Origin of the sequence: Pseudoxanthomonas gei (genome assembly GCF_010119615.1) — a bacterium.
Classification (GTDB): Bacteria; Pseudomonadota; Gammaproteobacteria; order Xanthomonadales; family Xanthomonadaceae; genus Pseudoxanthomonas_A; species Pseudoxanthomonas_A gei.
Genome location: NZ_QOVG01000002.1, coordinates 358,420 through 380,222, shown reverse-complemented (window position 1 = coordinate 380,222; position 21,803 = coordinate 358,420). Strand labels below are relative to the sequence as shown.

Annotated in this window: 22 protein-coding genes and 1 tRNA gene; 2 read left to right on the top strand and 21 right to left on the bottom strand. The window is 65.1% G+C overall.

Annotated features, from left to right (window positions below):
* Nucleotides 1-739 precede the first annotated feature (739 nt).
* The gene (locus DT603_RS04635) at nt 740-1,579 is read left to right on the top strand and encodes a universal stress protein (RefSeq protein ID WP_162348675.1); all 840 of its coding nucleotides are present in this window, start codon (nt 740-742) and stop codon (nt 1,577-1,579) included.
* 413 nt (nt 1,580-1,992) lie between these two features.
* Here DT603_RS04635 and DT603_RS04630 read toward each other — a convergent pair.
* From DT603_RS04630 to aspS, 18 genes are all read right to left on the bottom strand, one after another.
* Nucleotides 1,993-2,068 (bottom strand) — tRNA-Lys (locus tag DT603_RS04630).
* A 62-nt stretch (nt 2,069-2,130) separates the two neighbouring features.
* Nucleotides 2,131-2,799 (bottom strand): 7-cyano-7-deazaguanine synthase QueC, encoded by a 669-nt coding sequence (gene queC, locus DT603_RS04625; RefSeq protein ID WP_162348674.1) that lies wholly within the window; start codon nt 2,797-2,799, stop codon nt 2,131-2,133.
* 113 nt (nt 2,800-2,912) lie between these two features.
* Entirely contained in the window at nt 2,913-3,593 is a 681-nt protein-coding gene (queE, locus tag DT603_RS04620; RefSeq protein WP_162348673.1) for a 7-carboxy-7-deazaguanine synthase QueE, read from the bottom strand.
* Between the two features lie 138 nt (nt 3,594-3,731).
* A complete protein-coding gene (gene ybgF / locus DT603_RS04615) occupies nt 3,732-4,544 on the bottom strand; it encodes a tol-pal system protein YbgF (protein WP_162348672.1) in 813 nt (270 codons plus the stop codon).
* Between the two features lie 9 nt (nt 4,545-4,553).
* Complete coding sequence (pal, locus tag DT603_RS04610; RefSeq protein WP_162348671.1) at nt 4,554-5,078, bottom strand: peptidoglycan-associated lipoprotein Pal; 525 nt, start codon at nt 5,076-5,078, stop codon at nt 4,554-4,556.
* A 74-nt stretch (nt 5,079-5,152) separates the two neighbouring features.
* The gene (gene tolB / locus DT603_RS04605) at nt 5,153-6,481 is read right to left on the bottom strand and encodes a Tol-Pal system beta propeller repeat protein TolB (protein ID WP_162348670.1); all 1,329 of its coding nucleotides are present in this window, start codon (nt 6,479-6,481) and stop codon (nt 5,153-5,155) included.
* An 83-nt stretch (nt 6,482-6,564) separates the two neighbouring features.
* Complete coding sequence (gene tolA / locus DT603_RS04600; protein ID WP_162348669.1) at nt 6,565-7,560, bottom strand: cell envelope integrity protein TolA; 996 nt, start codon at nt 7,558-7,560, stop codon at nt 6,565-6,567.
* The gene (locus DT603_RS04595; protein WP_162348668.1) at nt 7,550-7,993 is read right to left on the bottom strand and encodes an ExbD/TolR family protein; all 444 of its coding nucleotides are present in this window, start codon (nt 7,991-7,993) and stop codon (nt 7,550-7,552) included. The genes tolA and DT603_RS04595 overlap by 11 nt, the downstream gene beginning before the upstream one ends.
* A gap of 12 nt (nt 7,994-8,005) precedes the next feature.
* The gene (tolQ, locus tag DT603_RS04590) at nt 8,006-8,782 is read right to left on the bottom strand and encodes a protein TolQ (protein WP_162348667.1); all 777 of its coding nucleotides are present in this window, start codon (nt 8,780-8,782) and stop codon (nt 8,006-8,008) included.
* The gene (gene ybgC / locus DT603_RS04585; protein ID WP_162348666.1) at nt 8,779-9,258 is read right to left on the bottom strand and encodes a tol-pal system-associated acyl-CoA thioesterase; all 480 of its coding nucleotides are present in this window, start codon (nt 9,256-9,258) and stop codon (nt 8,779-8,781) included. The genes tolQ and ybgC overlap by 4 nt, the downstream gene beginning before the upstream one ends.
* Nucleotides 9,248-10,288: a Holliday junction branch migration DNA helicase RuvB gene (gene ruvB / locus DT603_RS04580; RefSeq protein WP_162348665.1), complete on the bottom strand. Its 1,041-nt coding sequence runs from the start codon at nt 10,286-10,288 to the stop codon at nt 9,248-9,250. Before ruvB ends, ybgC begins: the two co-directional genes overlap by 11 nt.
* A 124-nt stretch (nt 10,289-10,412) precedes the next feature.
* On the bottom strand, nt 10,413-12,341 hold the full coding sequence (locus tag DT603_RS04575) for a potassium transporter Kup (RefSeq protein ID WP_162348664.1): 1,929 nt from the start codon (nt 12,339-12,341) through the stop codon (nt 10,413-10,415).
* 59 nt (nt 12,342-12,400) lie between these two features.
* Nucleotides 12,401-12,985, bottom strand: coding sequence for a Holliday junction branch migration protein RuvA (gene ruvA / locus DT603_RS04570; protein ID WP_162348663.1), 585 nt, complete (start codon nt 12,983-12,985; stop codon nt 12,401-12,403).
* Between the two features lie 148 nt (nt 12,986-13,133).
* Complete coding sequence (gene ruvC, locus DT603_RS04565) at nt 13,134-13,655, bottom strand: crossover junction endodeoxyribonuclease RuvC (protein ID WP_162348662.1); 522 nt, start codon at nt 13,653-13,655, stop codon at nt 13,134-13,136.
* Between the two features lie 145 nt (nt 13,656-13,800).
* Nucleotides 13,801-14,526 (bottom strand): YebC/PmpR family DNA-binding transcriptional regulator, encoded by a 726-nt coding sequence (locus DT603_RS04560; RefSeq protein ID WP_162348661.1) that lies wholly within the window; start codon nt 14,524-14,526, stop codon nt 13,801-13,803.
* 35 nt (nt 14,527-14,561) lie between these two features.
* Nucleotides 14,562-15,182, bottom strand: a complete 621-nt coding sequence (locus DT603_RS04555) for a lipase family alpha/beta hydrolase (RefSeq protein WP_162348660.1) — start codon at nt 15,180-15,182, stop codon at nt 14,562-14,564.
* Between the two features lie 15 nt (nt 15,183-15,197).
* Nucleotides 15,198-15,725, bottom strand: a complete 528-nt coding sequence (locus DT603_RS04550) for a GNAT family N-acetyltransferase (RefSeq protein ID WP_162348659.1) — start codon at nt 15,723-15,725, stop codon at nt 15,198-15,200.
* Nucleotides 15,722-17,473 carry an aspartate--tRNA ligase gene (gene aspS / locus DT603_RS04545; RefSeq protein ID WP_162348658.1) on the bottom strand — a complete coding sequence of 584 codons (1,752 nt, stop codon included), beginning with the start codon at nt 17,471-17,473 and terminating at the stop codon, nt 15,722-15,724. Before aspS ends, DT603_RS04550 begins: the two co-directional genes overlap by 4 nt.
* Before the next feature lie 154 nt (nt 17,474-17,627).
* Between aspS and DT603_RS04540 the strand changes: the two genes are divergently transcribed.
* Nucleotides 17,628-18,572, top strand: a complete 945-nt coding sequence (locus DT603_RS04540; protein WP_162348657.1) for a DUF3011 domain-containing protein — start codon at nt 17,628-17,630, stop codon at nt 18,570-18,572.
* A 47-nt stretch (nt 18,573-18,619) separates the two neighbouring features.
* On the opposite strand, the gene DT603_RS04535 is transcribed toward DT603_RS04540, so the two are convergent.
* From DT603_RS04535 to DT603_RS04525, 3 genes are all read right to left on the bottom strand, one after another.
* Entirely contained in the window at nt 18,620-19,234 is a 615-nt protein-coding gene (locus DT603_RS04535; RefSeq protein WP_425500931.1) for a hypothetical protein, read from the bottom strand.
* An 81-nt stretch (nt 19,235-19,315) separates the two neighbouring features.
* Nucleotides 19,316-19,687 (bottom strand): FmdB family zinc ribbon protein, encoded by a 372-nt coding sequence (locus DT603_RS04530; RefSeq protein ID WP_162348656.1) that lies wholly within the window; start codon nt 19,685-19,687, stop codon nt 19,316-19,318.
* Nucleotides 19,688-19,775: 88 nt separating this feature from the next.
* A complete protein-coding gene (locus tag DT603_RS04525; RefSeq protein WP_162348655.1) occupies nt 19,776-21,635 on the bottom strand; it encodes an ATP-binding cassette domain-containing protein in 1,860 nt (619 codons plus the stop codon).
* Between the last annotated feature and the right edge of the window lie 168 nt (nt 21,636-21,803).

Sequence of the window (21,803 nt, the reverse complement as noted above, 5' to 3'; positions counted from 1 at the left end):
ATCGCTACCGCCGTTTGCTGCGGTGGTAGCGCTAACATTGAGTGGGCGCAGCCTAATCAAGCTTTGATGTCCTTGTCACCGTGCAGTGCAACAAGGTCTGACTTACAAGTTGTGTAACGAAAAATACGCAATGGGGAATCGGCTGCAGAAGGTCCGGATTTTTACGACCAGGACGTTATGCATGTTCATTTCGCCGCCGTACCGGACCAATCGCAATGAGCGTTCAAGTGCAGTGGCAATCCAGTCCAGACGTTGCTTGAAACTCGTCCAGGCACTTTGGCGTCGATGCATTTATTTTTTGCACGCGCCATCGATTCAAGTGCAAAAGCAGTGTGTTTGCGCTTTTACTCCCTCATTGCAACAGAGAAATGCGAGGCAAGCATGCTGTTCTCGCGCACGTGGCCATTAGCGACGCGTGCGACATGCGCACCTGCAATCCACGTCGTTTGCGTACACCAGCTGTAGTGGTAGCCACCCGTGGTGTCCGCATCAGGCGTGCGCGCGACTTGGATCTGCGGGTCCCTGGCGCGGTCACTTGCATTCGTGGGACACAGCATTGATCCCGCTTGCGTCACACACGGCTCGGCCTGGCTGCTGCGTCGCAACACCACATTGGCGTGTTCCGTGCGCACCTGGCAGTGCATCGATCACCAGAGCATCGCTCCCACCTTGATCGAGATCAAAGCGCCTCGCGCCGCCGGCGGGATAGTGCAATGCAGGCTGCGCGGAGGAAGGTGGAATGTCACTCAGGGATCTCGTCGTTTTCCTCGAAGCAGGACCAGGATGCAGCGATCGCCTTGCCTATGCAGCGGCGCTGGCCAAACGGTCGCAGGCGCACCTGATCGCCACTTTCGTCTCCGAGCCACTGGTGCTCAACCCGCATGCGGGGTTTGCCATCGGCGCTGCCCTGCCCGACATGCTGGCGACCTATCGCAAACGCACCGCTGCTGCGCTGGAGCTCATACGCGCCGAGTTCGAACAGTTGACGGCGCGGCGCAGCTTTACCGCCGAGTGGCGCGAGTCCAACAACCAGACCGCCGAGGCACTGATGCTGCATGCCCGGCACGCGGACCTGGCCGTGCTGGGACCGCCTGCAGAGCAGAACAACGACATCACCATGCTCGGCCTGTCCGAGCGCGCGGTCTTCGAGTCTGGCCGGCCTTGCCTGCTGGTTCCCACCGACTGGCCATGGCAACGCATTCCCACCCGTGTGGTCATCGGATGGAACGGCGGTGCCGAAGCCACGCAAGCCATCGCCGATGCGCTCCCGCTGCTGGCTGCATGCGAAGCGGTGCACCTGGTCGTGGTGCCCGAAGCCCGCACGCACGCAACGTACGGCGAGGATCCCGGAGCCGACATGGCGGCGCACCTGGCGCGCCACGACGTGCCGGTCGTGCTGGAGCAGTGCAGCGGCAATGATGATGCCGGGGCCGTGCTGCTGGAATGCTGCCAGGCCGTCGATGCCGACCTGCTGGTGATGGGTGCCATCGGCCGTTCCCGCATCAGCGAGTTCGTCCTCGGTGGCGCGACCCGCACGGTGCTGGCCCGGGCGCGGCTGCCACTCCTCGTGTCGCACTGAAGAGACCCGGACCGCTTTGTCCGTTGACCCGGCCTGACTTCACCTGACATAGGCGGCGCCAGGGAGCCCATGAGAGCTCTCCGGTCCATTGATTGTCGGATCCCCACCGACCCGGGATGACAGGGCCGGTTGTCGGACAACACCGGAGGCGACACCTCCAGATACAGGCCGCCGCCATCGGCGTGACCCCGCACCTGGCAGTAGGAATAGCCTTGCGGATCGCAACATCGGTGAGGGTCATTTGGGGGCAACTCGGTTCGGGCGCATGCCTGCGCCCACAAGCTTGCTCCCTGTTGCCCCTGTTGCCCCGGATTGCAAAAGTCGTTACCCGACGCTATGGGACGCCAGATAGCGAAAAACCCGGCATTTCTGCAGGGTTTTTGGACTTTAGGGGATGCTTCGGAACAGGGATATGGTGGGCCGTGATGGATTCGAACCATCGACCAAAAGATTAAAAGTCTTCTGCTCTACCAACTGAGCTAACGGCCCACATGAAACCCCCGGCCTTGCGCCGGGAGGGGCATTCTAGCGCACAGGGGCCGTGTGCGGAATCACGCGTATCGGGTGGGATCGGCCACGCCGGCATCGGCGAAACCGGCGGAGCGCAGTTGACAGGCGTCGCAATGGCCGCAGGCGCGGCCCTGGTCATCGGCGCGGTAACAGGAGACGGTCTGGCCGAAGTCGACGCCCAGGCGCACGCCCTCGCGCACGATGTCGGCCTTGCCCATCGTCATGAGGGGCGCGCGGATGCGCAGTCCGGCGCCCTCGACGCCGGCCTTGGTGGCTAGGTTGGCCAGCCGTTCGAACGCATCGATGAACTCGGGCCGGCAATCCGGATAACCGGAGTAGTCCACTGCGTTGACGCCGCAGAAGATGTCCGCGGCGCCAATCACTTCGGCCCAGCCCAGCGCGACAGACAGCATGATGGTGTTGCGTGCGGGCACGTAAGTGCTGGGAATGCCCTGGCCGCCCGCCTCCGGCACCTCGATGTCAGAGTCGGTCAGTGCCGAGCCGCCAATGGAACGCAGGTCGACATTGACCGTCTTGTGCGCCACCGCGCCCAGGCTCGCCGATACCCGGTCAGCGGCTTGCAGTTCGGAAGTGTGGCGCTGCCCGTAGCTCACGCTGAGCGCATGCACGGCGAAGCCTTCCTCGCGTGCCAAGGCAAGCACGACGGCCGAATCCATGCCGCCGGAGACGAGGACAACTGCGTTTTTCATGTGTGTTCCAGAAGTTGGGCTTGGGAGCTGCGCAAGCTCCGACCGAAAATTGCTGATGCAGGATTTTACCGGAGGCTCCGGTGCGGTCACAGCTTGCGCGGCTCCCACATGGGCTAGCGGCCGGGCTCGTCGTTCCACAGCAACTTGTGCAACTGCATCTGGAAACGCACGGGCAGGCGGTCGGCGACGATCCAGTCGGCCAGGTCGCGGGGTGAAAGATCCGATTTGCTGGGCGAAAACAATACATCGCAACGCTGGTCCAGCTTGCGCGCCAGCACGAGCTCGCGCGCCCATTCGTAATCCTCGCGGCCGCAGAGAACGAACTTCAGCTGGTCACGCGCCGTCAGCAGCGGCAGGTTTTCCCAGCGATTGCGCGCCAGCTCCCCGGACCCGGGCGTCTTGATGTCCACCACCCTTGATACGCGCGCATCCACGTCGGCTATATCCAGTGCGCCGGAGGTCTCCAGGGAAACGTCATGACCCGCGTCGCACAACGCGCGCAGCAGGATCAGGCAGCGCTTCTGCGACAGCGGCTCGCCGCCGGTGACGCAGACGTGGCGCACGCCGTGCCGGGCCACTTCAGCCACGATGTCGGCGATCTCACGCCATTCGCCACCATGGAATGCATAGGCGGTATCGCAGTACTGGCACCGCAGCGGGCAGCCGGTCAGGCGCACGAACACCGTCGGCCATCCGGCAGTCGCGGCCTCACCCTGCAGGGAGAGGAATATCTCGGTGATCTTCAGCCGGTCGGTGGAAGCCTGGACGATTTCGCTGGGGATGGCGGCGTTCATGGCGGGAATTATGGACTTCACGGCTCGAATACGGCAGCGCGCATGCACGGTCTGTGGTCCAGCGGACTGGGTTGCTGGTGCCCGAAGCGGTGCTGCTGGATTACGGGATTACGGGTACTGGATTACGGAATTGCTGGTTCAGCGGATGCTGCGGCCCAGCTGCATCGACCGCAGGCGGTCATCGGCGGTGCGGGCGACGTCGCTGCCGGGATAGCGGGTCAGGACCTCGTTCAAGGTGCGCTCGGCGTCATCCACCTTGCCCAGGCCATATTCGGCCAGTCCGAGCTTCAACAGCGCACCCGACGCCTTGTCGTGGGTCGGATAGCGATCCAGCAGGGTGCGAAACTGCTGCACGGCCAACTGGTAGTTCTGGGTCACGTAATAGCTCTCACCCAACCAGTAAAGCGCGTTGGGGGTATAGGCGCCGCTGGGATACAGCTCCAGGAAACTCAGGAACAGTTGCGCCGCATCGGCGTAATTGCCGCCCTTCAACGCATCAAAGGCCACGTTGTAGGCCGCACGCTCGTCGCCGGCGTTGGCCATTGCGCCGACGTCGCCATGCACCGACGGTGGACGTTCCTGGGTTGCCGCCGCAGTGGCCGGCTTGCCTGCAGGGGGTGCTGCCGCTGCGGGCGGTGCAACGGCAGGTGCCGGAACCGTGCCGCCTTCCAGGCGGTTGAGGCGGCCGTCCAGGTCCAGGTACTGGTCCCGGCTGGTCTGCTTCAACTTCTCGTTTTCGTTCTGCAACTGTTCCACCATGTCGCGCAGCTGCTGCATTTCGGTACGCAGCTGGGTGACCTGGTTGAGCAAATCGGTGTTGCCGCGGTCATTGGCGGACTTGGTTTCCAGCGCAGCCACGCGATCGGCCAGGCTCTGGCGTTGCGCATGGGCTGGTGCGACGGCCACGAGGGCCGCCGCGATGACCAGGATGGATCCTGAAAGGAATCGCATCGTTGCCGCTTACTTGGCCGTGTACACGATTTCGACGCGACGGTTGCGGGCCCAGCAATCCTCGTTCGATTCGGTGCAGGTCGGGCGTTCTTCGCCGTAGCTGACCACGTTGACCTGGCTGCCCGAACCACCCTGCGCCTGCACGGCGGAGGAAACGGCGTTGCCACGGCGTTCGCCCAGGCCCAGGTTGTACTCACGGCTGCCGCGTTCGTCGGCATTGCCTTCCAGGTTCATGCGCGAGGAAGGACGATCACGCAGGTACTTGGCGTGGCAACCGACGATGGCCTGGAACTCCGGCTTCAGCGAATCCTGGTCCAGGTCGAAATAAACCACGCGCTGGCGCAGGCAGGAATCGGTGTCCAGGTCGTTCGGGCCGTAGGCGCCTGCGGCCGTGGTGTTGTCGACCACCGTGCCAGTCGTTCCGGTGGTGGTGTCGGTGGGCGGCGTGGTGTCCTTGGCGGCCTTGGACTTGCAGCCAGCCAGCACGGCCACGGAGAGCAGGGAGAGCATGACGACGCGGGTGGTGTTATTCATCGGAAATCCTCGAACGTGGCACGGGGGTGGGTAAGCTTGACCGCAATATTAACAATTAACGGTGGAACCGTTTTCTACGGGTTGGCGCGTGGCGTCCGGTAGGGTGACCAAGCCGGCTCGCGCACGTCGCCGTCGGCCAGGACCAACCGCTGGCGCACCCGCGCATCGGCCGAAACGGCATACAGCACCCCGCGGCGGCCCTCGCGGGCGGCGTACAGCACCATGCTGGCGTTGGGGGCGAAGCTCGGCGATTCGTCCAGCGAGCCAGGCGACAGCGTGCTCCAGCGGGGCGCGCCAAGGCTGCTGTCCATCATTGCGATGCGGTAGTTGTTGCCGCTGCCCTGGGCCACGGCGATCTTCTTGCCGTCGTAGGACACGCTGGCGGTGGCGTTGTAGTTCCCCTGGAACGTGACCCGCGAGGCGCTGCCGCCACTGGACGGCACGCGGTAGATCTGCGGACGGCCGCCGCGGTCGGAAGTGAAGTAGATGCTGCCGCCGTCCGCGCTCCAGGTCGGCTCGGTGTCGATGCCGAACTGGTTGGTCAGCTGGGTCAGCTGCTTGCTGCCCAGGTTCATGACATAGATCTCGGGGTTGCCACTGCGCGACAGGGTCAACGCCAGGCGTCCGCCATCGGGGGAGAACATCGGCGCGCCATTGATGCCGCGGAAGCTGGAAACCAGTTCGCGTGCACCGGTGGTGATGTTCTGGATGTAGATGGACGAATTGCCGCGCTCGAAGCTGACATAGGCGAGCTTGCTGCCGTCCGGGCTCCATGAGGGCGACAGCAGGGGCTCGGCGGAGCGCACCACGGTCTGCGGATTGAAACCATCCGAATCGGCAACCATCAGGGCGTAGCGCGCGTCTTTGCCCAGACCGGTCTGGGTGATGTAGGCAATGCGCGTCCAGAATGCGCCGCGGATCCCGAGGATCTTCTCGTAGATAGCATCGGCCGCCTGGTGGGCGACATCGCGCATGGCGTTGGAGCGCGCGGTCAGGGCCAGGCCCAGCAGCCGTTCCTGCTTGGCTACGTCGAACAGTTCGTATTCGACCCGGTAACTGCCGGCGCCGGCATCGACCACGCGGCCGACTACCAGGTAATCCTGCTTCAGTGCACGCCAGGTCGGGTACTGCACCTCGGCGCCGCGGGTCGGGCGCTCGGTGATGCTGGCTTCGGGCAGGGCGCGGAAGGCGCCGGAGCGCTCAAGGTCGGCGCGGATGACGGCGGCGACATCGGTGGCCGGGGCGCCTGCCCCTCCCTGGTAGGCCATTGGCACGACGGTAATGGGCAGGGCCGAGGCGTTGCCGCCGACGATGTCGATTTCCAGGCCTTGCTGCTGCGCCGAGGCGGCGAATGGCGACAACAGGAGTACGGCTACGGCCAGCCAATGCGGCAATGTTTTCATGGGCACTTCGGAATTTGGGGGCGGGGAAGGGATACCAGCCTGACTCTGAATATCTTCGCAATCGTGAACGAAAGGCCGTGTGATCAACGGTCCTGCGCTTCGAAATTCAGGATCAGTTCCCTTGCAAAGACCTGTTCGAAACCACGATAGGGCAAGGGTTGCGCCTTCAGCACCGCGCGTTCCACCGAATCCTGCCCCGCCGCATCCATCGGGCAGCCGGGCTGTACTTCAGCGCTGAGCACGTTGCCACCCGGGCTCTGCCTGATCACGACCTTGCAGCGCGTGCCCAGGGGCACCGAATCCGGGCGCGTCCATTGGGCCAGCACGGCGGCCCGGATCGCTGCGGCATACTGGCCTCGCAGGTTGGGATCCACGCCGTTGTTGCCGGCCGGTGCACTGGAACTGGCTGCGGCGCTTGGCGCTGCACTCGACGCCTGGCGTGCACGCGCGTCAGCCAGCTGACGCAGTTTCTGCTCCGCCAGCTGCGCATCCTTGGAGGCCTGGGCACGCAGGCGCCGGATCTCGTCCAGCTTCTTCTGCTTGTCCGCCTCCTCCTGCTGCTTGGCCAGGCGCTGCTGTTTCTGCGCCTCTTCCACACGCTTCTGCTCGGTCAGGTCGATCTGTTCCTGGCGGCGCTTGGCCTCCTGCTCGCGCAGCGCCTTCTCCTGGGAAACCGCCAGGCGGCTGGCCTCGTCCTGGTCCTGGGTATCGGGAACGGGAATGCGCTCCTGCGCGGTCCGCTGTTGCGGCGTGGGTGAATCCTGTGGCCGCGGCTCCTCGATCGGCTGCGGAGGCGGCACGGTTTCCTCCTCGGCCACTTCTTCCACGGGCTGCGGCAGTGGTTCAGGCACATGCTGCAGCGCACGCTCGGCGGCACGGATTTCCGAGGCCGAAGCTTCCAGCGACGCGTCCATCACCGGCAGGCCGGCCGAGGATTCGGTTTCATGCTCCCAGGAGAACCACGATGAAAGCCACAGCAGCAGCGCCAGCGCCACGTGGATGGCAATGGCGTAGGCGATGGCCTTCCCGTAACCCTCGTCGGGCAATGCCACTGCGCGTGGGGCAGCTTCAGCGTGCATTGCCACCTGATTCTGTGAGCAGGCTGACGTTTTTGACCTTGGCCTTTTTCAACACGTCCATAGCGGTCAACACCACCTGGTAGGGGGCATCGCCCTCGGCGGCCACCATCACCCGCATCTCGCCGCCCTGCTGGGCCACGATGGGTGCCAGCGTGGCCTCGAATGCGGCCGTATCCAGCACCTGGATGTCAGCATCCGGCAGCTTCAATCCCATGCGTCCATCGGGATAGGCGACCACCACGATGGGATCCTCCTTGCTTTCAACGGCCTTTGCGTTGGCCTTGGGCAAGGTGACGTCGACACTCAGGGTCAGCAGCGGCGCGGTCACCATGAAGATGATCAGCAGCACCAGCATCACGTCGATATAGGGCACGACGTTGATTTCGGATTTGAGCTTGCGGCGCTTGCGATGGCGCGAGATGGCGGCGGTCATGTGCGGCCCCGCTTATTCATCGCCAACGGACTGGCGCTGCAGGATGGAGCTGAATTCCTCGGCGAAGGATTCGTAACGCACCGACAGGCGCTCCACGCGCGTGGTGAATCGATTGAACGCCCACACCGCCGGAATCGCCACGAACAAGCCGATGGCGGTGGCAAACAGGGCCTCGGAAATACCCGGCGCCACGGCGGCAATGCCCGCCTGCTGGCCGCTGTTGAGCATGTCGTGCATGGTCACCATGATGCCGAACACGGTGCCGACCAGGCCCACGTAAGGCGCGGTGGAGCCGATGTTGGCCAGCAGCTCCAGGTTGCGCTCCAGCTGGTCGACTTCGCGCGCGTAGGTCGCGCGCATGGCGCGCTGCGCGCCTTCCAGCTGCGTGCGTCCGTCGAGCTTGCGCTTGTCGCGCAGGCGTGCAAATTCGCGGAAGCCGGCTTCGAAGATCGCCTCCAGGCCGCTGACCACGCGGTTGCGGTCGGTGGCACCGGAATACAGCTTGTTGAGTTCAGCCCCCGACCAGAAGCGGTTTTCGAACTCGTCGGCATCACGGTTGGCGCGGCTGAAAATACGCGCCTTACGGAAGATGATGACCCAGCTGATCAGCGAGCCAGCCAGCAGCAGCAGCACGATCAACTGCACCGGCAGACTGGCTTTCAGCATCAGGTCGAAGTAGTTGATGCTGCTGTGGACGGCTTCGGCACCTGCCTGGGTGGCGGCGCTGGCGGCGTCTTCGGGCAGGGCCTCGACCACGGTGTCCTGCAGGGCCAGGAGCAGTGCAATCATCCGTTATTTCCTCTGGTTTCCGATTCGGGATTGGGTAGCGGCTTGGGCACTTCCAGCGCCTTGAACTCTTCGTACAACGCATCCGGCGCCGGTTTGGGTCTAAAGCTTGATGCACTCAGCACCGCAACCCGCACTTCGGCGGTGAGCAGCACCCGCCCTCCTCGAAGGATGGATTGCGCAAACAGCACGCTGGCGCGCTTGCAGGCGCGGATTTCAACGATCACATCCAGCAGGTCATCCAGCCGGGCCGGCGCCAGGAAATCCAGCTGCATGGCTCGTACCGCGAAAACCAGGTCGTGTTCGCCGCGCAATCGTTCCTGTCCGTGTCCGCGATGGCGCAGCCATTCGCTGCGTGCGCGCTCGAGGAAAGCAACGTACTGCGCGTGGTAGACCACTCCACCCGCATCGGTATCTTCCCAATACACGCGTGTCGGCCAACTGAACCGCAGGCCATCGGCCTGTTGCTCAACCGGCATCGTCGTTCTCCGCGAACAGCTCGGGCACAGGCTTCAACGGCTTCAATCCCAGGTGCCGGTAGGCTTTTGCAGTGGCCATACGCCCGCGTGCGGTGCGGACCAGGAACCCCTGCTGGATGAGATACGGCTCAATGACGTCTTCCAGCGTGCCGCGCTCTTCCGACAATGCCGCGGCCACCGATTCGACCCCGACCGGGCCGCCATCGAAGTTCTCGATGATCAGACGCAGCAGCCGGCGATCGAGCTCGTCGAAGCCCTCAGGGTCCACGTTCAACATGACCATCGCGGCCTTGGCCACGTCGTGGTCGATGTGGCCTTGCGCGCGCACCTGCGCGTAGTCACGCACGCGGCGCAGCAGGCGATTGGCGATGCGCGGGGTGCCGCGCGAACGGTTGGCGATCTCGGCGGCGCCTTCGGCCACGCAATCGATGTTCATGATCTTCGCCGAGCGGCGTACGATCTGGGTCAGCTCCTGGGTGTTGTAGAACTCCAGGCGCTGGACGATGCCGAAACGGTCGCGCAGCGGCGCGGTGAGCAGGCCGGCGCGGGTGGTGGCACCAATCAGGGTGAAGGGCGGCAGGTCGAGCTTGATCGAGCGCGCCGCCGGGCCGTCGCCGATCATGATGTCGATCTGGAAATCCTCCATCGCCGGATACAGGACCTCCTCGACCACCGGCGATAGGCGATGGATCTCGTCGATGAACAGCACATCGTGCGGCTGCAGGTTGGTCAGCAGCGCGGCCAGATCGCCGGCCTTCTCGATCACCGGGCCGGAAGTGACCCGCAGGTTCACGCCCAGTTCGTTGGCGATGACGTGGCTGAGCGTGGTCTTGCCCAGGCCAGGTGGGCCGAAGATCAGCACGTGGTCCATGGCCTCGCCGCGGCCGCGGGCAGCCTCGATGTAGATGGAAAGCTGGTCGCGTACCGGCTTCTGGCCCAGGTATTCGTCCAGGCGCTTGGGCCGGATACTGGCTTCCAGAACGTCGTCTTCGCGGGTCGCCGCGGGGGTGAGGATGCGGTCTTCGGTCATGCCCCGATTATGCGGGAATGGCGCGGCGTAAAGGGCCAAGATCAAGGACCAAATGGAAGTGCCCAGCCCGCAATCCGAGCGGAGCACTGCGCTTCACTCTTCCCCATTTGCCCTTCACCGCACGTCAGATCTCGACCTGGGCGCCCAGCTCCACCAGCCGGTTGCCCGGGATGCGGAAGAAGCCGGTCGCGGGGGCGGCATTGCGGTGCATCACCGCGAACAGCTTGTCGCGCCACACCGGCATGCCACGGTGGGCGCTGGCGATGATGGTCTCGCGACTGGCGAAATAGGTCGTTTCCATCGGGTCGAAATAGATGCCACCGCGGTCGCAGGAGCCCATCAATGACTGCGGCACGTCCGGCGTCTCGGTGAAGCCGTAACTGATGACCACGCGGTAGAAGTCATCGCCTATGGCCTGGATCTTCAGCCGCTTTTCCTTGGGCGCGTGCGGCACATTCAGCGTTTCCACGGTCAGGAACACATTGCGTTCGTGCAGCACCTTGTTGTGCTTGAGGTTGTGCATCAACGCATGCGGCACCACGCCCTGGTCGGCGGTCATGAAGATCGCGGTACCCGGCACGCGCACCGGCGGTGCGAGCATCAGCCCTGGCAGGAAGCTGTCCAGCCGGATGCCTTCCTTCTGCACCTCCGCATGCAGCAACTCGCGTCCGCGACGCCAGGTGCGCATCATCAGGAAGGCGACGATGCCGATGAACAATGGCACCCACGCGCCGATGCCGGTGAACAGCTTGGCGCCATTGGCGACCAGGAAGGCGATGTCGATCAGCAGGAACAATGCGCACAGGGGCAGCACCCACTTCCGCGAATCCGGCCAGCGCGTATAGGCCACCACGGCCAGCAGCAGCGTGTCGATCAGCATGGTGCCGGTGACGGACAGGCCGTAAGCGGTGGCCAGGGCACCGGAACTGCGGAACACGAGTACCAGCACGATCACCGCCACCAGCAGGATCAGGTTGATGGAGGGCACGTAGATCTGGCCGAAGGTGTCCTGGGAGGTGTACTTGATGGCCAGTCGCGGCAGGTAACCGAGCTGGATGGCCTGGCGCGTCACCGAGAATGCGCCGGTGATCACCGCCTGCGAGGCGATGGCCGCTGCCAGCGTGGCCAGCACGGTCATGGGAATCTGCGCCCACGACGGCATCGACATGAAAAAGGGGCTTTTCATGGCTTCGGGATGTTCCAGGAGCACGGCGCCCTGCCCGTAATAATTGAGCACCAGCGCGGGCAGCACGAAGCCGAACCACGCCCAGCGGATCGGCTTCTTGCCGAAATGACCCATGTCCGCATACAGCGCCTCGCCACCGGTGACGGTCAGCACCACCGCGCCGAGGATGAACAGCGCATGCCAGTCGTGGGTGGTGAAGAATTTCCATGCCCAGTAGGGATTGAGGGCCCGCAGGACGCTTGGAAAGCCCGCGATGTTGTAAACGCCGATAACCGCCAGCACGATGAACCAGAGGATCATCACCGGCCCGAAGATCTTGCCCACCTTGGCCGAACCGAACCGCTGGAAGGCGAACAGGCCGACCAGGATCACCAGGCTGATGGGAACAACCCAGCGGGTGAGCCCTGCGGAAATCACGCTCAGGCCCTCCACCGCGCCCAGCACCGTGATGGGCGGGGTGATCATGCCGTCGCCAAAGAACAGCGAGGCACCGAAGATGCCGAGGATGCCGACCGCATAGCTGCCGCGCGACCCCTTCTTCAGGCTGCGCTGCGCCAGCGCCGTGAGGGCCATGATGCCGCCCTCGCCTTCGTTGTCGGCGCGCATGATCACGACGACGTACTTCAGCGTCACGATCAGGATCAGCGACCAGAAGCCCAGCGACAGCAACCCCAGCACCGTCGCCGGGTCCGGGGTCAACCCGAAGTGCGGGTGGAACATTTCCTTGATGGTGTACAGCGGGCTGGTGCCGATGTCGCCGAATACCACGCCCACGGCGCCTGCGACCAGCGCGGCGAGTCCCGCCTTGCCATGACCATGCTCGCCGGAATGACCGGCGGGAACCTGCGGAGAATTAGTGGCTGACATGGCGCCCCAAGCGTAGCGCGGAGAATGTGAGGAGAAGCTCTAGGGAACCGGTATAGCGCTCAGCGCAATGCGGATTGCAGGGCCTTGCGGATGATCATGGCCGCGTCATCACCGGGAACCACCGCTTCGCGCGCCATGCGCACTGCTTCGGCCGGCTTGTAGCCCAGCTGCTGCAGGGCGATGGTCGCCTCGGACTGCGGGTCGTTGGGCAGGCTGGGCGAGCCCAGCGGGGTGCCGCCCATGTCGACCACGCGGTCACGCAATTCCACCACCATGCGTTCGGCGGTCTTCTTGCCGATGCCGGGGATGCGGGTCAGCGCGGCGATGTCGCCGGTCTGCACCTGGCGGGCGAACTCGTCCACCGCCACGCCGGACAGCACCGCCAGCGCGATCTTGGCGCCGATACCGCTGACCTTCTGCACGTCGCGGAACAGGCGGCGCTCGCTTTCACGCAGGAAACCGTACAGCGATACGCTGTCCTCGCGCTGCGCATGATGGGTGAACAGGATCACTTCGCGGCCCACGTCAGGCAGGTCGTAGAACGTGCTCATCGGCGCCTCGAGTTCGTAGCCGACCCCGCCCACATCGATCACCAGCCACGGTGGCTGCTTGTAGGCCAGGATTCCACGCAGACGTCCGATCATTGATTTGCACTCCGCAGGGATGCCAGGCAGGGAAGGAATTGAAAAGCACGGCGGCCAGCTTGCGGCCAATCCGAGCAGTATGGACTTGCGGGAGCCTGCCGTTGCGATTGTCCATTCGCCCTTTTCCATTCTCCCTTCACCGCTTCATTCATTTCCTGCTCCAGGCCTGGCGCACGTTGACGCCGAGCCTGTTGGCCGTGGCGCGCACGTGCGCGTGGGTGATGGCCACGGCCAGCGCATCGGCGGCATCGGCCTGCAACTTGCCGGTCAGGTTGAGCATCAGGCCAACCATGTGCTGGACCTGCACCTTGTCCGCGCCGCCCTTGCCAACCACCGCAAGCTTCACTTCCTTGGCCGCGTATTCGTGCACCGGCAGGTCGCGCAGCACCACCGCGCAGATCGCAGCGCCGCGGGCGTGACCCAGCTTGAGCGCGGAGTCGGGATTGCGCGCCATGAACACCTGTTCGATGGCAACTTCGTCCGGACGGTAGGTTTCCATCACTTCCCCCAAGCCGACCAGAAGGCGCTTGAGCCGCTGGGCGAAATCGCCCTCGCCCAGCAGCAGCAGCGGTGCGTGGTAGACATGGGTGGTCTTGCCCGCCGCGTCGACATCGATGATGCCGACGCCGGTACGCTGGGAACCCGGATCAATGCCGAGGATCCGGGTCATGCGCAGCCAGTCCGGCTGCGACGCAACCTGTGACGCCGTGCACCGTGCGCGCTGTGAAGGGGAAAGGGAAGCATCGCCTCGATTGACTATTCGCAGGTCGCGTAGTGCCAGACGTTACCCTTTGCAGCGGCTGGCGCGAGCACCTTCACGCATGCTCCGCCAGGTCGGCATTGGAATAGACGGCCTGCACGTCGTCCAGGTCCTCCAGCATGTCCAGCAGCTTGACCACCTGCGGCGCCAGCTCGGCATCCACGGCTATATCGTTGTCGGCGCGCATGGTGATTTCGGAGTGCCCCGGTGCCAGACCCGCGGCTTCCATGGCTTCCTTCACCGGGAGGAATGCATCCGGCGAGGTGAGCACGTCGATAGCCCCATCCTCGGGGTAGACGACCACGTCATCGGCGCCCGCCTCGATCGCCGCTTCGGTGACCGCATCTTCATCGGTGCCCGCGGCATAGCTCAACACGCCAAGCTTGCGGAACATGAAGGCGACCGAGCCTTCGGCGCCCATGTTGCCGCCGCACTTGCCGAAGGCATGCCGCACTTCGGCCACGGTACGCACGCGGTTGTCGGTCAGGCAGTCGACGATCACGGCCACGCCGCCGGGTGCGTAGCCTTCGTAGCGGATTTCCTCGTATTCCACACCTGCAAGTTCGCCGGTGGCCTTCTTGATGGCGCGTTCGATCACGTCCTTGGACATGTTGGAAGACAGGCCCTTGTCGATCGCCGTGCGCAGGCGCGCGTTGTTGGCGACGTCGCCGCCGCCGGCACGCGCGGCCACGCCGATCTCGCGGATGATCTTGGTGAAGATCTTGCCGCGCTTGGCGTCGGTGGCGTTCTTGCGGCCTTCGATGGAGGGACCACGACCCATGTGTGCTGTCCGGTGTGCTTTGGCGAAGCCGCGAATTATACCGGTGGGGCGAAGCGGCCGTGGCCCAGGAAGTGGGCGGCCTGGCGGGCGGCTTCGGCGGAAAACACCAGCCCGCTATGGCTGGCGGCGACCACGCAGTGGTCGGCCAGGCCGGGAAGGCGGGTTTCCTCAAGCGAGACCGTGCCGTCCGATTCGCCCTGGAAGCGGGCGAAATGACGACCCAGGCCGTGCGGCACGTTGCCCGCTATGGCGCCCACCTGCGGCTGCCCTTCCCAGCGTTCGAAACCACGCTGCAGCAGGCCTGCACTGCGGCCCAGCGCAGGTGATATCCAGCGCCGTGCAGCCAGGCTGCGCGCCGCGTCGCTGCCACGCAACGGCGAGCCCAGGCAGACCACGCGCGTCACCGGCAGCGCAGGCTCGCGCTGCAACGCCTCCAGAGCCACCAGGCCGCCCAGACTGTGGCCCAACAGGGTGACCGGCTCGCTGTCGCGCAGGCGCTTGATGAGCAGCGGCACCGCCACATCCGGCCCGCCCAGCACGCTGGGATAGCCGAACACCTCGACCTCAAGTCCTTCCGCGCGCAGGCGGCGTGCCAGCGGCCCAAGCCAGGCCTTGGCGTTCCAGATGCCGTGCAGGAGCAGGACGCGTTGGCTCATCCGTGAATCACCCAGTCAGGCGGAGGGCTTGCGACGCAGGATGAATTCGTCATCCATCGTATTGCCCACCGGAAACCGGTACTCGCCCACGCGCTCGAAGCCGTAGCGTGCGTAGAAGCGCTGGGCTCCCAGATTCTCCGACCATACGCCGATCCACAGCGTGCGCGGGCCGTCCTTTTCCAGCCAGTGCAGTGCGGTCTCGAACAGCCGCGAGCCCCAGCCGGCGTTGTGCGCCTCGCGCAATACGTACAGTCGCTTGAGTTCGCCGTCCTCGACCCTGGCCTCGGGATGCGGCAGGCCGCAGGCGCCGGCGCAGGCATGGCCGACCGGCACGCCATCGCGCTCGAGCAACCACATCGCCACGGATTCCTTTTCCAGCATTTCCCGCTGCGCCGCCGGCGAATAGGAATTGAGCAGGAAGTAGGCCAGGTCTTCGGGCGGATACAGGTGGCCGAAGGTTTCCACGAAGGTATCGGTGGCGATGCGCGACATCGTCGCCGCGTCGTCCGGCGTGGCCCTGCGGATGGCGAACGCTTCGCTCATTTTTCCTTCGGCCGCACCGAGACGTGCACTTCGGCCAGCTGCGCGTCGGGGATAGGCGATGGCGCACCGGTCATCAGGCACTGCGCCGTGGTGGTCTTGGGGAAGGCAATCACGTCGCGGATCGATTCGGTGCCCGCCATCAGCGCGGCGATGCGATCGATGCCGAAGGCGATGCCGCCATGCGGCGGCGCGCCGTACTTGAGCGCGTCGAGCAGGAAGCCGAACTTGGCTTCGGCCTCTTCGGCGCCGATGCCAAGCAGTTCGAACACGGCGCTCTGCATGTCGGGACGATGGATGCGGATCGAACCGCCGCCGATCTCATTGCCGTTCAACACCATGTCGTAGCCGCGCGAAACCGCGGTCCTCGCATTGGCGCGCAGGTCGTCGATGTCGTCCACCGCCGGCGCGGTAAAGGGATGATGCAGGGCGACGTAGCGCTGCGCTTCGTCGTCGTACTCGAACATCGGGAAGTCGGTGACCCACAGCGGCGCCCAGCGGTCCTCCACCAGCTTCATGTCCTTGCCCACCTTCAGCCGCAGCGCGCCCATGAAATCGCTCACCGTGTTGTACTTGCCTGCGCCGAAGAAGACCAGGTCGCCGTTCTGAAGGCCGGTGGCCTTGATCAGTGCGGCGAACGCGGCTTCGGCAAAGAACTTGGCGATCGGCGAAGTCACCTCGCCGTTCCCGCCCAGCTTGATGTAGGCCAGGCCCTTGGCGCCGTACTTGGCCGCGTGCGCGCCCAGGTCGTCGATCTGCTTGCGCGACAGCAGCGCGCCGCCGGGAATGCGCAGCGCGGCGATGCGGCCTTCCGGGTTCGAGGCCCAGTCGGTGAACACCTTGAATTCGCTGTCCTTCACCAGTTCGGCCACGTCCACCAGTTCCAGCGGGTTGCGCAGGTCGGGCTTGTCCGAACCGAAGCGGCGCATGGCTTCGACCCAGGTCAGGCGCGGGAACTCGGGGGCAAGTTCGACCTGCATCACTTCGCGGAACACGGACCGGATCATGTCCTCGGTGGTGTCCTGCACGTCACGCTCCGCGACGAAGGCGAATTCCATGTCGAGCTGGGTGAATTCCAGCTGGCGGTCGGCGCGCAGCGCCTCGTCGCGGAAGCAGCGCGCGATCTGGTAGTAGCGGTCGAAGCCGGCCACCATCAGGATCTGCTTGAACAGCTGCGGCGACTGCGGCAAGGCGTAGAACTCGCCCGGATGCATGCGCGCCGGCACCAGGAAGTCGCGCGCGCCCTCGGGCGTGGCCTTGGTCAGGATGGGGGTTTCGATATCCTGGAAATCGCGCGCGTCCAGCCACTGGCGCAACGCGGCCACCAGCCTGGTGCGGGTGCGCATCATGCGCTGCATCTCGGGGCGACGCAGGTCAAGGTACCGGTACTTGAGGCGGGTTTCCTCACCGGCGTTCTCATGGGCGTGGAACGGCAGTGGTTCGGCCTTGTTGAGGATGGTGATCTTCGTTGCGACCACTTCCACCTGGCCACTCTTCAGCTTGTCGTTGACGCTGTGGCGGGCGCGCACCACGCCCTCGACCTGCAGCACGTCCTCGTAGCCAAGGCTGGCGGCGACCTTGAACACTTCCACCTGTTCCGGCTCGACCAGCACCTGGACGATGCCATGGTGGTCGCGCAGGTCTATGAAGCACACGCCTCCCAGGTTGCGGGCGACGTCGGTCCAGCCGCACAGGGTGACGGACTGGCCGGTCAGGGCCTCGTCGATGAGGCCGCAGAAATGGGTACGCATGGAAACTCCGGGAAGCGGTTCCAGCCAGAGTGGGCCGGAAAGCCCGCTATTTTGGGGCCGGGACCCTGCCCCGGCAAATCGTCGCCATCATCTGGCCTGAATAAGCCGGGCGTATATTCCGGCGCAACCGCCCGAACCCTTGCTGGAGAGTGTCATGTTGCGCAACTTGTCGACCCTGCTGGTAGTACTTGGCCTGCTGCTCGCAGCGCCCTTCCCGGCCCACGCCCAGTATCAGCAACGGGCCTACGCGCCCGAAAACCTGCGCACCCTGTCGCGTTCCGACCAGGAGCGGGTCATCAACCAGGAATACTCGGAACAGACCGGCAACCGTCGCATTCCCGATGACCAGCTGCGCTTCTACCTGGACCAGGTGAACCGCTCGAACTGGACCTTCAGCCGTATCCGCCAGGACATCGCCACGTCGCTGCGCGGCAATGGCGGCGGCTGGAACCAGGCCCCGGGATACGGCAATTCCGTGTTGTGCGGCAGTGAGGACAATCGCCGCAAGACGTGCAATACCGGCTTCCGCGGCCGCGCCACGCTGAGCGAGAACCTGTCCAAGACGCGCTGCGTCGAGGGCCAGAACTGGGGCTCCGGCAATGGCGTGGTGTGGGTGGACCGCGGCTGCCGCGGTCGCTTCGTGCAAGGCCGTGGTGGCATCGGCAGCAGCGCGCCGGTCACCTGCGGCAGCGTCGACAACCGCTACAACGAATGCCGCACCGGCTTCCGCAACGCCGTCCTCAGCCGCAAGCTGTCGGACGCCCGCTGCACCGAAGGCGACACCTGGGGCCAGCGCAACGGCACGGTATGGGTCAACCGTGGTTGCCGGGCCGAGTTTGTCGAAGGTTCGGGCAACTGGAATGGTGGCAACTCCGGCTACGGCAACGGCAACTGGACCGGCAACAACAGCGGTTACAACGTGACCTGCAGCAGCGTCAACGGGCGCCGCGCCAGCTGTGCCTGGAACAGCCGCTATGGACGTCCGGAGCTGCTCCAGCAGCTCTCATCGGACAGCTGCCGTGAAGGCGACAGCTGGGGCTTCGCGGGCAACCAGATCTGGGTGGATCGCGGTTGCCGGGCCCGCTTCGGCGCGCGCTGAGCCCACCGTGCCCAATCGGAAAGCCGCCGCAAGGCGGCTTTTCCGGTTCAGGGGTCCGCGCCCCAGGGTGCGGGCGGGTTGGCCACCGGCCGGCTCAGGTCGAAACTCACCCGGAACAGGCGACCGCCGGGACGGCTGAGCTCGTAGACGAATTCCGTAGCCGTGATTTCCATCGCCCAGGTATTGGTCAGTGAAGCCTGCATGCCCCGCTCGCGGAACAGGGCGATGGATTCCGCATCCACGGGAAACCCCTGGCGCTGCGCAGTGCCTGCCTCGCGCGTGTCGCCGCCATACATCGTCGTTGCATCCGGGCTGCCATCGGCATGTCGATGGTCGTGTTTGAGCCGCAGGCGGCCGGCGTGCCGGGTGATGACCCATGTCCGCGAGTGGTCCTCGCCGACGTGGAAGGGAACCCGCAGTTCGCCATCGTTGCATCCGCGCACGTGCATCACCAGGGCCTTGCCGGCAAAAGGATCCGGTGCGGCCGGAGCCGGTGTGTCGGCGACGATGCGGCCGGCGAAGGACTGTCCACACAGGCCGGCAATGCGCTGGAAGAAGACATCCGCCGGGAGTGATTCGGAAGACACGCCGGACTTCAAGCGCGCCGCACCAGCGCAGCCGCCCAGGGACAGGATGACCGTCAGCAGGAGGCAGCTTTTCACCGCACCGCGCCCCGCATCGGCAAACACCGCGAGCCGATCACATGACAAGGGGTACTTCCGCGAGGCTCCAGTCACGCCGGCTCAGGTGGAGGAGGCAGGCGGTGGCGAAGAGGGCGACGCAGCAGGCGCTGCCGGCTTCGCTTCGGGCTTGTTGTCGGCCTTGGGCGCGCCCGCGGATTCCGCGGCGGCTGGCTTGGCATCACCCGAGGTCTTGCCATCCGGCTTGCCGATGCCTTCACTTCCCTCGGTCAGGTTGCGCTTCTTGTCACCGTCCTTCTTGAAATCGGTCTCGTACCAGCCGCTGCCGGACAACCGGAAGGAAGGCGCGGTAACCTGGCGCTTGACCTGATGGGCGCCGCAGGAGGGGCAGGTGTCCGGGTCGGGATCGGACATCTTCTGCAGGCGGTCGAAGTGGTGGCCGCATTCGGCGCACTGGAAGGCATAGATAGGCATTGGCAACAGGCAGTTCGTGCGGATTGAGGCTTGTTACTGGGGGCAGGAGCCGGCGAAGCAAGTTCGCCGGGCTGCGAATCGCCACAGTCTAGTCGTAAAGCGCAGACCACTCCGCTTCGGCCTTGGCCAGCGCGTCACGCAATTGCGCCTGCTGGCGTCCGATCTCCGCGACGCGTGCACCGCCCGCGCTGTAGACGCCCGGATCGGCCATCTCGGTTTCCAGTGCGGCGAGCTTGCCCTCCAGCTCCGCCACCCGCGCCTCGGCCTTGGCCAGCTTGTGGGGATTGATCTTCCTGGCGGGCTCCGCTGGCTTGGCCGGGGTAACGGACGGCAATGGGGTTTCGGGGATCTTCGGCGGCTTGTTGCCCTGCGCGCTGGCGCGGCTGCGCAGCCAGGCGGCGTATTCGTCGAGGTCGCCGGCGAACGGCTCGACCACGCCATCGGCCACGCGCCAATAGGTCTCGCAGACCAGGCCGATCAGGTGGCGGTCATGGGAGACCATGACGATGGCGCCCTCGAACAGGCTCAGCGCCTCGGCCAGGGCCTCGCGCATTTCCAGGTCAAGGTGGTTGGTGGGTTCGTCGAGCAGCAGCACGTTGGGCTGACGCCAGGCAATCAGTGCCAGGGCCAGGCGCGCGCGTTCGCCGCCGGAAAAACCGTCCACGCTTTCGAAGGCGCGGTCGCCGGGGAAATTCCACTTGCCGAGGAAATCGCGGAAGGACTGCATCGGTGCATCCGGCGCCAGGTCGCGCAGGTGGTCGATGGGCGATTGCGCGGGCTTGAGCGATTCCACCGTGTGCTGGGCGAAGTAGCCGATGCGCACGTCCGGATGGCAGCTGCGGGTGCCATGGATGGGCCCCAGGTCGCCGACCAGGGTCTTGACCAGGGTCGACTTGCCGGCGCCGTTGACGCCGAGCAGGCCGATGCGGTCGCCCGCCTCCAGGCCAAAGGCGACATCCTTGAGGATGATCTTGTCCTCGCCATAGCCTGCATCGACATGATTGAGCCGGATCAGCGAGAACGGCAGGCGCGCGGGCTGGGCGAATTCAATGGTCAGTTCGCGTTCTGCGCGCACGGCCTCGGTGCCGGCCATCTTGGCCAGGCGCTTGACCCGCGACTGCGCCTGCTTGGCCTTGGCGGCGCTGGCGCTGAAGCGGTCGATGAAGCTCTGCAGGTGGGCGCGCTCGGCCTGTGATTTCTCGTGGGTGATCTGCTGCAGGCGCAGCTGCTCGGAACGCTGGCGCTCGAAGGCGGTGTAATCGCCGGTATAGAGCTTGGCCTTGCCGCCATGCAGGTGCAGGGTGTGGGTGGTGACGTTGTCGAGGAATTCGCGGTCATGCGAGATCAGCAGCAGCGTGCCGGGGTATTTCAGCAGGTATTGCTCCAGCCACAGCACCGCGTCCAGGTCCAGGTGGTTGGTGGGCTCGTCGAGCAGCAGCAGGTCGCTGGGCGTCATCAGCGCACGCGCCAGGTTCAGGCGCACGCGCCAGCCGCCCGAGAACGAGGACACCGCACGCTGGTGGGTATCGCCGGGGAAACCCAGGCCGTGCAGGAGCTTTCCGGCGCGGGCCGAGGCGTCGTAACCGTTGACCTCTTCCAGCCGGTGATGGGCCATGGCGACCGCTTCCCAGTCCTCGGCGGCCAGGGCCTTGGCCTCGGCGCGCAAGGCGGCGGCCACGTCGACATCGCCTGCCAGCACGAACTCGATGGCCGGGTCGGGCAGCGACGGGGTTTCCTGGGCCACGCTGGCGATGCGGACCTTGCCGGGCAGGTCGATATCGCCCTTGTCGGCCTCGATCTCGTTGCGAATGGCGGCGAACAGGCTGGACTTGCCGGTGCCGTTGCGGCCCACCACGCCGACCCGGTAGCCAGCATGCATGGTCAGGTCGACATCGGACAGGAGCAGGCGTTCGCCCCTGCGCAGGGCGAAATTACGTAAGGAAATCACGGGATGAGCCAGGGTTATTAACGGAATCGCTGGGCATAGTTTAACTATTAGCGGCCCTTCCACATTTGTTAAGGAATCATTGACACGAGCTTCATATGCCTGTAATCCGGACTTTGATGCGTCGCAGCAGGAAGTGCGCCGTCAATCCAGCGAAAAGATTCAGGCAGT